11 protein-coding genes are annotated in these 13,180 nt (G+C 41.5%); 8 read left to right on the plus strand and 3 right to left on the minus strand.

From position 1 onward, the window contains the following. The first annotated feature begins 13 nt into the window (after positions 1–13). The 4 genes from C0213_00585 to C0213_00600 all read left to right on the plus strand — a co-directional run bounded on the left by C0213_00585 (position 14) and on the right by C0213_00600 (position 5,347). A complete protein-coding gene (locus C0213_00585; protein AUX10998.1) occupies positions 14–772 on the plus strand; it encodes a bacitracin ABC transporter ATP-binding protein in 759 nt (252 codons plus the stop codon). 14 nt (positions 773–786) lie between these two features. Then, entirely contained in the window at positions 787–2,607 is a 1,821-nt protein-coding gene (locus C0213_00590) for an ABC transporter permease (protein ID AUX10999.1), read from the plus strand. A gap of 183 nt (positions 2,608–2,790) precedes the next feature. Next, on the plus strand, positions 2,791–4,206 hold the full coding sequence (locus C0213_00595; GenBank protein ID AUX11000.1) for a glucuronate isomerase: 1,416 nt from the start codon (positions 2,791–2,793) through the stop codon (positions 4,204–4,206). A gap of 112 nt (positions 4,207–4,318) precedes the next feature. After that, positions 4,319–5,347, plus strand: coding sequence for a LacI family transcriptional regulator (locus C0213_00600; protein AUX11001.1), 1,029 nt, complete (start codon positions 4,319–4,321; stop codon positions 5,345–5,347). Between the two features lie 148 nt (positions 5,348–5,495). Here C0213_00600 and C0213_00605 read toward each other — a convergent pair whose 3' ends face one another. Beyond that, positions 5,496–6,152 carry a histidine phosphatase family protein gene (locus C0213_00605; protein AUX11002.1) on the minus strand — a complete coding sequence of 219 codons (657 nt, stop codon included), beginning with the start codon at positions 6,150–6,152 and terminating at the stop codon, positions 5,496–5,498. A 214-nt stretch (positions 6,153–6,366) separates the two neighbouring features. On the opposite strand from C0213_00605, the gene C0213_00610 reads away from it, so the two are divergent. Next, entirely contained in the window at positions 6,367–6,825 is a 459-nt protein-coding gene (locus tag C0213_00610; GenBank protein AUX11003.1) for a MarR family transcriptional regulator, read from the plus strand. A gap of 250 nt (positions 6,826–7,075) precedes the next feature. On the opposite strand, the gene C0213_00615 is transcribed toward C0213_00610, so the two are convergent. Further along, positions 7,076–7,978: a prolyl aminopeptidase gene (locus C0213_00615; protein ID AUX11004.1), complete on the minus strand. Its 903-nt coding sequence runs from the start codon at positions 7,976–7,978 to the stop codon at positions 7,076–7,078. Between the two features lie 73 nt (positions 7,979–8,051). Beyond that, positions 8,052–9,890 carry a potassium transporter gene (locus C0213_00620; protein AUX11005.1) on the minus strand — a complete coding sequence of 613 codons (1,839 nt, stop codon included), beginning with the start codon at positions 9,888–9,890 and terminating at the stop codon, positions 8,052–8,054. Between the two features lie 136 nt (positions 9,891–10,026). Here C0213_00620 and crcB point away from each other — a divergent pair, with 136 nt between their 5' ends. From crcB to C0213_00635, 3 genes are all read left to right on the plus strand, one after another. Beyond that, a complete protein-coding gene (gene crcB / locus C0213_00625) occupies positions 10,027–10,434 on the plus strand; it encodes a fluoride efflux transporter CrcB (protein ID AUX11006.1) in 408 nt (135 codons plus the stop codon). Next, on the plus strand, positions 10,431–10,778 hold the full coding sequence (locus C0213_00630; GenBank protein ID AUX11007.1) for a chromosome condensation protein CrcB: 348 nt from the start codon (positions 10,431–10,433) through the stop codon (positions 10,776–10,778). Before crcB ends, C0213_00630 begins: the two co-directional genes overlap by 4 nt. 103 nt (positions 10,779–10,881) lie before the next feature. Continuing rightward, on the plus strand, positions 10,882–13,173 hold the full coding sequence (locus C0213_00635; protein ID AUX11008.1) for an ATP-dependent DNA helicase: 2,292 nt from the start codon (positions 10,882–10,884) through the stop codon (positions 13,171–13,173). The last annotated feature ends 7 nt before the right edge of the window (positions 13,174–13,180 follow it).

Genomic DNA, 13,180 nt, shown 5'->3' on the forward strand with positions numbered 1-13,180 from the left:
GAGGCATTTAACTATGGATACACCAACAGTTGTTAGCGTAAAAGATGTACAAAAAACGTACGGTAAAGCTAACGAAAAACAATATACAGCTTTAAAAGGCGTGACCTTTGATGTGCAACGTGGCGAATTCGTCGGCATTATGGGTGCTTCTGGTTCAGGGAAAACGACGCTTTTAAATATCCTATCAACTTTAGACAAACCAACCGCCGGTGAAGTGAAAATTAATGATCAAGAAATCAGTCGCTTAAAAGGCAATGCATTAGCCGACTTTAGAGCCCAAGAAATTGGCTTTATGTTCCAAGATTTTAACTTATTGGAAAACTTAACAGCTTATGAAAATATGGCATTACCATTGACGCTCCAAAACGTGACTGGGAAAAAGGTCCGTGAAAAAATCACCACAATTGCCAAAACATTGTCAATCGATGCGATTTTAAATAAATATCCTACTGAATTATCAGGTGGACAAAAACAACGGGTGGCTGCTGCTCGGGCTTTAGTGCATAATCCTGCGATTCTTTTTGGGGATGAACCAACCGGTGCGCTTGATTCTAAGAGTGCCCGCGAATTATTGGATACCATGGCCCAATTAAATGAAGAACAACGCGTTTCAATTTTATTGGTGACCCATGATCCATTCTCAGCCAGTTATTGCCAACGGATCCTCTTTATCAAAGACGGCCAAATTGGACAAGAATTAGTGCGTGGTGATAAGCCACGTGAAGCCTTTTACCAAGAAGTTTTAGATACATTAGGAACATTTAATCACTAGGAGGAAGACTAAATATGCTATGGAAATTATCATTAACTGGCATTAAAGGCCGGTTTAAAGACTATTTAGTCCTTTTTTCAGGTCTAATTATGTCGAGTGCCATTTTTTACATGTTTGAAGCATTAGCGACTAATAAGGATTTTGTGACGAGTAATTCGCCAATTAGTATGGCGGCAATTGTCTTCCAAATTGGTTCTGTGTTGCTCGGCATTATCACACTAGTCTATATTATCTATGCCAATAGCTTCTTGATGAGTATGCGGCGCCGGGACTACGGGATGTTCATGATGTTGGGGGCCAAAGGTCGTAAGATTGCTCAACTAATTGCGGCTGAAACGCTTGTGATTGGGACGGCTGCCACGTTAATCGGGACGGCGATTGGGATTGGTTTAACGAAAGTTGTGAGTCAATTCTTACTTTCGCGGTTAGACATGCACATTAAACATTTCTCACCATTTTACTTACCGGCAGTCATTGCGACGTTGCTTTTCTTCATCGTTTTGTTCATTATTGCGGCGGTCGTTAATCAATATCAATTATTGAAGACCCCTGTTTTGCAATTACTCCATGATGATCAACAACCAAATCGGATTAAAGAAAACAAAGTGGCGCGTCTGATTCAAATCGTGCTAGGACTCGTATTCTTAGCAGTTGGTTATTACATGATGACGGCAATCGCGACGTTCCAAGTGATGGGCTTAGTGATCGCATTAGTGACCATCGTGCTAGGCACCTACTTCCTATTTAACGCCTTTTTCGGGTGGTTATTGATGCTCTTAAAGCGCAATGAAAAGATTCGTAATAAAGGGTTAAATAACTTCACGTTAGCGCAATTGAGTTTCCGGATTAAAGACTACACGAAAATGTTAGCTTTAGTGGCGATGCTTTTTGCACTTGCATTGGGCGCGATTACGGTCGGAATTGGTTATCAAAATGAAATTCCCAAGATTGCCGATTCAGCTTCGGCCTATGATGTTGTTTTAAACCAACCCACCCAAAAAGCTTTAAAACTGACTAAAGAGCTTAAAGATGTTAAACAAACGGCAACCTATCAAGTGAAAGAAGATAGCAAAACCGTTTATTATCGAACAGAGCAATTTAAACAAACACCGCTATTAACCATTGAATATGGTAAAACGGGTAGCCTTTCTTCTGAAACGAAGGTGCGTCAAGTTCCATTGCGTGAGCTTCAAAAAGGGGATAATTATCTCTTCAGATCAATTCAAGTACCAAGTCAAACGGCCAAAGCAGTTAAACTTGTTTCTAATGAAGCCTTTGCGCAAATCGCAAGTTCAACGAAGATTGTTAAGACTTACGACGTGCAGGACTTTAGTGCTAATTTACCAGTTATCAAGAAACTATACCAAGAACAACTTAAAGCTAATCCAGAATTGAAGGCCAACTCACAAGTTGACAGTAGTAAGTACGCTAGCTACAAGATAGCCAACGGGTTTTTCAGTGGTCTTGAATTTATGGGCTTCTTCCTCGGGATTGCTTTCTTAGCAATGCTAGCTAGTTGTTTAATGTTCAAGATTTTGTCAGGAGCCGCTAGTGATGTCAAACGTTACACGATGTTGGCTAAAATCGGCGTACGTCAAAATCTCTTGAAACAATCAATTGCCAAAGAAATCGGCGCCCTGTTCCTATTACCAGGAATTGTTGGCGTTGTGCACGTCTTGTTCGGCTTGCAGATGTTCAAAGAACTGATGATTGATCCGTATAATCAAATCTGGATTCCATTCAGCATTTTCATCGTATTATACGCCGTGTATTACGTCATTACGACCTGGTTATATCGCGGGATTGTTTTAAAAGAAACCAAATTTGGTGAATAAATAAAAAGACTAATTAAGCGCAGCTATCAGCCTGCTTAATTGGTCTTTTTTTATTGGTAGGAAGGATTGACAAGCATTGTTGAAAGCGCTATATTGATGATGTTAAGGAAAATTCGCGCGGTTTTCTTTTTTATTTCGAATACAATGTTAACGATAACATAAATAGCGAAGGAGCGTTATGATATGCAATTATTAGATGACGATTTTCTCTTAGACAATGACATGGCCAAGACGTTATACCACGATTATGCAGCGCAAATGCCGATTATCGACTTTCACTGCCATTTGAATCCTTCAGAAATCTATCAAAATAAGAATTACACCAACATCACTCGCATCTGGTTGAACGAAGGGACCTATGGTGATCATTATAAGTGGCGCTTAATGCGGGCTAACGGCGTTGATGAGAAGTATACCACTGGTGATGGTGACGATTATTTGAAATTTATTGAATGGGCTAAGACGATCGAAAATGCCTATGGTAATCCCCTTTACGAATGGACACATTTGGAATTACGCCGTTTCTTCCATATCGATGAACGCTTGACCGCTGAATCAGCACCCCGTATCTGGGAAAAGGCTAACCAACTCTTACAAACAGACGACTTCAAGCCACGGCAATTGATAAAAAATTCAAATGTACAAGTAGTTTGCACAACCGATGATCCCGCTTCTGACTTACAATATCATCAATTATTAAAACCGGAAGAAGCTGCCAACGGCTTTAAGACGTTACCAGCAATGCGTCCCGATCAATTGATGCAAATTGATCGGGATGGTTTTGGTGATTACTTGAAGACGCTTGGAAAAGTGGCTGGAGTTGAGATCCATGATTTTGCAACGATTGTAACAGCTTTGACGCAACGCTTTGAATTTTTCAATGAAATGGGTGGGCGCTTATCGGATCATTCGCTACTGACCTACAATTTTGAAGAAGCGACTCAAGCGGAATTGGATGCGATTGTTGCTAAAGGGATCAATAATTCTGCACTCAGCGAACATGAAATCAATCAATATTTGACGATGTTGTTAGAAGCTTTGATGAAACTTAATACGCAATTCAACTGGACGATGCAATTCCATATCAATTCGGATCGCGATTTAAACCGCCCAATGTTTGCTAAAATTGGACCAGATACAGGTTATGATGCTGTTGGCACACAACCTGACATTGTTAAACATATCAGCGCACTCTACACAAAGATGCAACAAACAGAAGATGTTCCTAAGACCATTTTCTATTCATTAAACAGTAATGATTGGTTAGAATTGGCAACGATGATGGGCTGTTTCCAAGGCGGAACCACGCAAAAATTACAATTAGGCGCCGGTTGGTGGTTCAATGATACGGCTGAAGGGATGACCCAACAGTTACAAGTCTTCGCCCAACAAAGCCTCTTACCACACTTTGTCGGGATGCTGACGGACTCTCGGAGCTTTCTATCATATCCCCGCCACGAATACTTCAGACGTGTTTTATGTAGCTTCTACGGCCGTTTAGTAGAACAAGGTCGTGTGCCTAACGATCCTGCAGAATTAGGGCGTGTTGTTCAAAATATTGCCTATAATAATGCGCACGATTACTTCGACTTTTTCTAAGCGTAGTGAGTTGGAGCCTTCGATGATTTATCGAAGGCTCTTTTTTATATGCAGTGTGCGCAATGATTTCTGGTACAATGTTCTAAGAGCGTACAGAAAGGAAGCATGCGGCGTGAAAAAGGCTGATAAGACAACGGTCACAATTCGAACGATTGCACAACTTGCAAACGTCTCGCATATGACGGTTTCACGAGCACTAAATGATAGTGAGCTGGTAAAACCAGCCACCAAAGAGAAAATTTTAGCAATCGCCAAGGAGATCGGCTATGTCCCCAATATTAACGCGAAGAGTTTAGTAACAAATCGTTCTTATATGATTGGGATTTTCTTTACCAATCTTGAAACGGGGACGTCCAACAGCTTTATGACCGATGTGGTGGCTCAAGCACAAGCAGTGTTGCCCAAAAGTTACTCACTTTCAATTAATAGTGTTGCCAAAGCAACGGCGGGCCAGTATATCTCAATAAATAATTACGACGGGATTATCGTCATTAGTCAGTCCAAATCTGATTATGAGTTTATTGAATATGTGCATAACTTAGGCTTACCGTTAGTTGTTTTGAATCGAGTGATTGAGCGAGATGATATTAATAATTATGCGATTGGCGACCGCTTAGGTGGTCAGTTGGCAACTAATTATGCCATCCAAATGGGCCATCGCAAATTGGCTTTAATTCGGGGGGTTGATTCATTTGAATCATCGGTACAGCGGACTAAGGGCTTCATGCAGGCGACTGAGGCTAATGGGATTGAAGTGGACCCAACATTGATTAAAAGCGGTGATTATCGTCCCGAAAGTGGGCATGAACTGATGCGGGAGATTCTCACTAGTGGTAATATACCAACTTGTGTTATTTGTGAAAATGATGATATGGCGGTTGGTGCGATTAGCGCCTGTGTTGAACTTGGTTATCAAATCCCGCGCGATATTTCATTTATTGGTTTTGATGATATGGCTTATGCTAAATTTATTACCCCTTCATTGACGACAGTTAAAAAGCCGACTGCCCAAATTATTGAAATGGGTGTGGCTAAATTAATGGCGATTGTCGAAGGCCAACAATCAGATGTTGAGCAAAAGATTGTTGATCCAGAAATGGTGATCAGACAATCGGTAGTTAATTTATATCAACGGAACTAAAGCGTGTGTGCCATAAATCGGGTATGCCCTGAGGATTAACCGGAAGGATATGACCGATAGAACACGTTTAGACTATCAATATTCGGCGATTAAAAAGGGGTCTGGGACAAAATTTACTTTTGTCCCAGACCCCTTTAGTAATCGTATTTTAAAGCGTTAATTCATTGTAACTTTGAACCGTTACGCCTTCATCAGTGAGAACGACTTTTGTGATACTGCCGTTCATTGGACTGACTGTCACGTCAAATTGACCATCGCCAAATTTACCAACGATACTACGAATGGTTGTACCATGGCTGACCATCAAGACGTTGTCACCATCTGAACATTCTGAGCGGATTTGTTTGAATCCTTTACCAACGCGAGCCCAATATTCAGCCGCATTTTCAGCGTCGTTAAAAGGATCAGCTTCTTTCATGAAGTCTTTAGAAGCGTCGAGCGAATATTTAGTAATGATTTCTTGGAAAGTTTTAGCATCATGGCTAGCGCCCGTCATGTACCAAGCCTTAGCTGAATCTTCACCTTCGTAGTAGCCGTAGAATTCTTCGCGGAAATGAGGGGTAATTGTGTAGGGTGTATCGAGATAGAAACTCTTTTTAAGAATAATTTTAGCTGTATCCATCGCGCGACTGCGATCACTTGAATAAGCCTGGGCGAAGTTCACCTTTGAAAGTTGTTTGCCGGCTAGTTCAGCATCTGCAATGCCTTTTTCGGTAAGGGGTGAATCGGACCAACCTTGCATCCGGTTGTAGCGATTAAAATAGGTTTGCCCGTGACGAACTAAGTAGAGTGTAATGCGTTTCATGTAATGACCTCCATCGAAAGCTTTAATTAATTCTATTCTAGCATAGATAGCGCTTCATTTTCACATGAAACAAAGTTATCGCTATTATCGGGCGAATGGTTTCTGCTGAATGAGCGTATATCTTTAAAAGTTGTAACATGTATGCTATTTTTTAGTAATATTATATTTTACGAAAGTAGAATTTTAATAACGTTAATAAAAGGGATGGTTTCTAATGGCAAACGAAGTAACTGCTAAGATCAGTGTGGATCAGTTTAATGAATGGTACCTTAAAATTGGTCAAATTTATCATAAAATTAATCATATGACGGTGAGCCATGACTTGAGTTACGATCAATATTTAATTATGCGAGAACTGAAACGAATTCCGAGTGTTGAAGTGACCAAATTATCACGGTTATTTGATATTACGAGTCCGGCAATTTCACGCAAGGTCAATGTTCTCTATAAAAAGAAGCTGATTACGAAAAAACGGAGCGACATTGAAGACCAACGTAAAGTATTTATTTGTTTAACACCGTTGGGTGAACAAGTTATTGCTGAATTAGAAACTGATTTTGAAGCGCTCTTTAAAGAAATGATCGGTGATATTAACCAAGAATTAGCGCCTCTTTTTGAAAGTACCGACTGTTTTTATAACTATCTTTCAAAAAAAGCGAATCAGCAAGCTTAACTGAAGACGTAAAAAAAGCACCTAAGCTATGATGAAAATCCGCTGGGCAATGATTACGGTGGATTCTCACTAAATCCTAGGTGCTTTTTTGGTGTCAAACTTTAAAAATGAATGGTTTGAATAGACGCGTTAAACGTGCTTTTTGAAACAGCTTCCTGCGCTTAACTAAAAAATGGTAATGATGGTTGAAAAACACCATCATTACCATTTTTGTATTAATGCTCAATTACTAAACATGCCAGCTAGCACGCTAGTCTTTGAAGTTGCCACTTTCTACGTCTTTGATGAATGTCTTCAAGTGATCGAAGTATACCGGGGCGTTATCAATCATGTGATGATGACCACCATTTGGTGTTGTGACCAAACGGGCATGTGGAATCTTTTCAGCCATGATCTTAGCGGTTGCGATTGGCATTGTTTCGTGTTCACCAAATGTGATTAACGTTGGGACCGTAATCTTGTGGAGTTGGTCACGGAAATGCCAGTCCTTCAATTTACCAGTCACAACGAATTCGTTGTCACCTTGGAAGACGCCATAGACGTCGGTGGCCATTGTTGGGATTAAATGTGAGATAGCTAATGGTTGTTTACGATCAACGTAACCAGCATTTAACTTGTCAACAAGTGCTTGGTATTCGTCGTTATCGTAATCATTCTTAGCTTCACAGGCTTGCATGAATTTTAATTGTTCAGGAGTCATGATGTCTTCGCGAATTTTGTTGATGTTGGTTACATATTCGTCGATTTCATCGACCATACTTGAGATAATCGCACCCTTCAAGTGTTGGCCATATTTAGCAGCGTACATTTGAACTAATGCGCCACCCCATGATTGACCGATTAAGTAGAAGTTGTCGATGCCGAGTTTTTGGCGGACTTCTTCAACTTCGTCTAGGAAGTAGTCGTAAGTTAATAGTTGGTCATTGCCTGGTTTTGAGTAATCAGGTTGATCAGAATAAAATGAACCAAGTTGGTCGTACATGTGTACTTGCACACCAAGATCAGCTAATTCCTTACCGAAGTTTTCCCAGTATTCGTGATTGCCACCAGGGCCACCGTGTAAGCAAAGTAAGTGAATATCGCCTGTTCCTTGCGTGTTCGTCCACAAATGATAACCATTATCCAATGTGAGGATCGTTGTTCCTTGTTTCATATCTGCACCATCCTTTAATTATGATAGTTTCATTATAAACCTATTAAAGGAAATGTGCGAGGGTTAACAAGGATTAGTTGCGGGTTTCTAATTGCCGTCTAATCGCTGGTACAGCTTTTTTGTTACCGGTTAAAATCAAGTGATCGTTTAAGTGAATTTGCGTGTCACCGTGGGGCATAATCAGCTCTTGATCGCGGTAAATTCGGCTAATAGTAACTTGGTCCACAAATGGTAAGTTGGAAATCTGTAAGCCAGTGAAGCGTCGGTTTTGAACGGTGACTTCAAAGAGGCCCGCATCAGTATTATCGATAATTTGAAGCGTAGAAGGTGTTTCAATCAAACTTCGAAGAAGACTGATATTGGCTTCATAAGTATTGAAGACCTCAACACCTTGTTCTTTAAGATGATCGTATTTTTCATCTAAAATATTTTTAGCTTCAAAACGCGCAATAATCCGTGGCACCTTGGCTGTTAGTGCTAATTGGGCAAGACGGTAATTTTGTTCATGGTTCAGATAACCAAGAATTAGAATATCCGCATCAAAAGCACCAGTCGCAACTAGGCTGTCTTCACTGAGATCTGGCAATAAAGTCAGGTCGGCGGCACTGTGGTAGATTTCGTAATTACTTTGATTATCAGTGAAGAGCTGTGTGGTGTAAAGGCCATTTGATAGCTGTTGGGCAATGGGAATCGTCATAATATTGGCCCCAATAAATTTAACCCGTTTACGCGGTAAATCCTCAGGGGTTGGTTGGTAAAAACGATTGAAGAAAATTGGACCGAGGATACAACTTAAAATGGCCGCTAAGGTGAAGGCCCCGGATTGTTGTGACGTAATCACTTTTAAATTTAAACCGACTGTTAAAATTGGCAGGACTAAGGTGATGGTAGTGGCACTTAAGAAAGTCCCGGCAAGCGCGTTAGTCTTTTTAAAGCGGCGCTTGAGAATCCAGTAAGTCGCGGCTTTAGATAGCATGAACCCAATAAAGAAAAAGGGAATCAATGACAGTGATTTAGGATCTTTTAAAAGTGCAGGGAGGTCCAACTTGGCACCGGTCATAATGAAGAAGATGGGGATGAAAAAACCATAGCCGATGGAGGTTAATTTATCGGTTGTTTCTTCGCGCGGTCGTAGTAATTTCATGACCATCCCGGCTAAGAAGGCCCCTAGAATACTTTCGGCGCCGACTTCTTCGGCAATTGACACGAGTGTGATGATTAAGAAGAAAGCCAAACGGATATCGAGTTGTGTGGTGGATTTATCAATGCGGGCGAAGAAATGGTAGACGCCTTTGAAGCGGACTAATAAATAAATCGCAGCAACAAAAATCAATGATAAGAGCCAGAGACTTTTCGAACCCGGGTTGTTGAGGGCTGAATAAACCGTCAGTGCGACCAACGGAATAATTTCACCCAACACCGCAATCAAGAGAATTGTTTGGCCGAGTGGTTGGCTAAGCAGTTCTTTTTCCTTGAGCGCGGCAATCACGACACCCAGGGCAATCGTTGAAAAGAGGATGGTTGCCAGGCCAATATCTTTGAAGAGGCCACTCCAAGCGAGTAAACCACTTAAACCAAATGAAATTAGTAAGATAAAGGCGAAACTGATAACCGCTAATTTGACCGGACTCGGTTGAACTTTTAATTGGGGGTCAGCTGGTGCGGGTTGTTTTTTAAAGAGATCAAAATCAATTTCCATCCCACTTAAGAAAATCAAAACGGTCACGCCAAGTGTTGAGAGTTCCGTTAAAGTTGGGGTGGCGACGATTAAATGAAAGCCACTCATCCCTAAAATAATCCCAACGATAATTTCAGCAACAGCAGTGGGCAGATATGTCATTTTAAATTTAGCCATTAGAAGCGGCGTCATTAAAGCCGCCAATAAAACAATGACAAGTGCAAGGTTAGTCATGACTAGAATCCTTTCGAAATACAAAGTTGTTTAAGAGGATACACTAGATACTTTAAAAATTAAAGGTCAATTTACAATTCGGTCAAACTTGGTTAGTATGGAAGGAATAAAAACAAGAAGAGGTTAGGTCACGATTATGAAAATAAAAGAGAGTTTAGCCGTTGGTAGCTTTGCCTTTTTCGGTGGTATCTTGCGTTATTTAATCGGATTGGTATTGAATCAGCCAACTGGGTTTCCGTCTGGGACTTTATGCGTCAATTTGATTGGGGCGTTTTGCCTACCTTTTTTGATGCGCTATATCGTGGCACGCTTACATTTGAGTGACCAATTGGCCTTGGCAATTGGGACCGGCTTTTTCGGGGCCTTTACGACGTTTTCGAGCTTTAGTGTTGATGCGATTCGGCTAGTAAATCACCAACAGTGGTCGGCCTTTGCTTGGTACGTCGGAATCAGCATGGTTGGGGGCGTCTTGTTGAGTTTATTAGCGGATTACTGGGCGGTTCGACTGACCCAGCGCACTGAAGAAGAGGGGGACGGACAATGACCATTTTATTAGTTGGCTTTGGTGCAGCGCTGGGGGCCATTTTGCGGTATCAATTGACGCGAATTGGGAATCACATTGCTAGTGAATTCCCACTAGTCACTTTTTTAATTAATTTGACCGGGAGTTTTTGTCTGGGTTGGTTGACCGCGTCTCAGTTGAGTCAGCCGATGACGCTCTTTTTAGGTGTTGGTGTGCTCGGTGGTTATACGACTTTTTCAACCTTAAATAGTGAGTTAAGCCAATTGTGGTTTCGACGCCGGTATCATATCTTCTTGGGCTACTGGTTTTTGACCTATGGCCTGGGCCTTTTAGTGGCCGCTGCCGGCTTTTACGCTGGTTTATAGATAACTAACAGATGGCAATATTCGGTAAGCGATTGACTCGCACTCATGTGAATTAAGTGTTAAACTGGTAGGGCTATTTATTTAAAATAGGGAGGCATTTGCTTTGACTGACGTACAGAAATCATTGGAACAAAGCCGATTAACAGAGATTATTGGTTTAATTAAAAAAGCTGAAACCCATTTTGAAGGGGCTGTTAAGCGCGCAAAATCGGAAGAAAAAGAAATTAACGAGAACTTCTTCAACGATGTTCGCCTTAACTTCAACAACGATTCCGCGATGACTGAAACCGCCGTTTCGATTGAACAACAGCGGCAAATGCTACAAGAACGCAATCACTCGTGGCAACAATCTTCACGGCAATTGGCAACCTTGCAAAAGATGGAAAAGACGCCGTATTTTGCCCGGGTTGATTTTCAAGAAAAGGGTGAACCTAAATCCGAATCAATTTATATCGGTTTAGGCTCATTTACGGATACCGACGATCATTTCTTAATTTATGATTGGCGGGCACCAATTTCATCAATTTACTATGAAGGTAAGACGGGTGCGGTGACGTACCAAACACCAGACGGCCCGCAAGATGTGAATATCTCACTTAAACGCCAATTCTTAATTGAAAATGGCCAAATCAAGGCCTTATTTGATACGCAAGAAACGATTGGCGATCAAATGTTATTAGAAGTGTTAGGTGAAAAATCCGATACGCAGATGAAGAGTATCGTCACGACGATTCAACGTGAACAAAATCAGATTATCCGTAATACCGATGCTGATTTGTTATTCGTTCAAGGGGCAGCTGGCTCAGGGAAAACATCAGCTATCTTGCAACGCATCGCGTTTTTACTCTATCGCTATCGGGGCAATTTAGATTCGAGCCAAGTGATTATGTTCTCGCCTAACCAATTATTCAACGACTACATCGCAGATGTGTTGCCTGAATTGGGCGAACAAAATATGATTCAAATGACTTACTTCCAATATGTGGCCCGCCGGTTACCCAACATGGCCGTCCAGAGTCTTTTTGACCAATTCGAAACACCGGTTAACGAAACCGATGGTCGGATTAGTCGCTTAAAAGAAAGTCTCGTCTTTTATAAGGCTGTTAAAAAATACGCTGCGCATCTTGAAAAAGCCGACATGCGCTTCCGCGATATGAAGGTCAAGGGCCGCGTCTTGATTACAAAAGAGCATATCAGCGAGGTTTATTACCGTTTCAATGAAAACTATCATCTTGGCAATCGGTTAGATGCCACTAAAGAAAGCTTATTGCGGACATTGAGCCACAAGGTTGATCATGAAACCAAAGCTGACTGGGTGACTGAACAAGCCGAAAATATGAGTGATGAAGAAATCCGCGAATTGATGTCTGGTAAAGATTTCAAGACGGGTGATGCTGAAAGCAAGTTTATCGCCAAGCAAATCGTGTTAGAGGCCTTCAAACCGGTTCGCCGGTCTATTCAACGTAATCGCTTCTTAAGCATCCAGGCGCAATATATTCACTTCTTACGGGTTGTGCCACAACTTGTGAAGTTAGCCGACTTCGATATTACAGAAGAGCAATGGCAAGACCATGTTACCCATTTCGTCGCGCAATTGAAGGCTAAGCAGATGACGTTGCAAGATGTCACGCCATATCTTCATCTCTACGATTTGATGACAGGTAAAAAAGGCGAACGGGATATGCGCTTTGTCTTCATCGATGAGATTCAAGACTACACGCCTTATGAATTGGCCTTCTTGAAGCTCCACTTCCCTAAGGCCCGCTTCACATTATTGGGCGATTTGAACCAAGCGATTTTCACTAAGGGCAACAGTACAAATCTCTTGCAACAAGTCCAACAATTATTTGATGCCCAAAATACAAAAGTGGTGCAATTAACACGTTCATACCGGTCAACACAACAAGTGACTGACTTTACCAAGGGCTTATTAAAAGGTGGTCAAGCCATCGAAGCCTTCAATCGCGTTGGCGATAAACCAAACTTGTTTGTGCGCCAATCAGAAGCTGAGCTAGTGGCTGATGTCAACCGCCAATTAGCAGCAAATGAAGCCGACAAATTGTCGACAGCGATCATTACCAAGACTTTGGTGCAAGCCCAAGCATTGACGAAGATGCTCAAGGAAACAGGTACGAAAGTCACCTTGATTCGTTCCGAAAACCAACGCTTAGCAGCCGGGACATTAGTGGTCCCAAGTTTCTTAGCTAAAGGTTTGGAATTTGATGCCATTATTGGCTGGCAAATCAGTGCCGCTAACTACAATCATGAAGATCAACGGCAGTTGCTCTACACGATTTGTTCAAGAGCAATGCATCGCTTGACCTTGTTAGCAACTGATGCACTTTCACCGTTGATTGATAATGTCGATCCAGAAAAATATACATTAACCAAATAACGAAATA

It is taken from the genome of Latilactobacillus sakei (assembly GCA_002953655.1).
In the GTDB taxonomy this organism is placed as follows: Bacteria; Bacillota; Bacilli; order Lactobacillales; family Lactobacillaceae; genus Latilactobacillus; species Latilactobacillus sakei_A.

Excerpts from the sequence above, each read along its gene's own strand:
- C0213_00585 (AUX10998.1), top strand. The coding sequence starts at position 14 with ATGGATACACCAACAGTTGTTAGCGTAAAAGATGTACAAAAAACGTAC.
- C0213_00590 (AUX10999.1), top strand. The coding sequence starts at position 787 with ATGCTATGGAAATTATCATTAACTGGCATTAAAGGCCGGTTTAAAGAC.
- C0213_00595 (AUX11000.1), top strand. The coding sequence starts at position 2,791 with ATGCAATTATTAGATGACGATTTTCTCTTAGACAATGACATGGCCAAG.
- C0213_00605 (AUX11002.1), bottom strand. The coding sequence starts at position 6,152 with ATGAAACGCATTACACTCTACTTAGTTCGTCACGGGCAAACCTATTTT.
- C0213_00610 (AUX11003.1), top strand. The coding sequence starts at position 6,367 with ATGGCAAACGAAGTAACTGCTAAGATCAGTGTGGATCAGTTTAATGAA.
- C0213_00615 (AUX11004.1), bottom strand. The coding sequence starts at position 7,978 with ATGAAACAAGGAACAACGATCCTCACATTGGATAATGGTTATCATTTG.
- C0213_00620 (AUX11005.1), bottom strand. The coding sequence starts at position 9,890 with ATGACTAACCTTGCACTTGTCATTGTTTTATTGGCGGCTTTAATGACG.
- crcB (AUX11006.1), top strand. The coding sequence starts at position 10,027 with ATGAAAATAAAAGAGAGTTTAGCCGTTGGTAGCTTTGCCTTTTTCGGT.
- C0213_00630 (AUX11007.1), top strand. The coding sequence starts at position 10,431 with ATGACCATTTTATTAGTTGGCTTTGGTGCAGCGCTGGGGGCCATTTTG.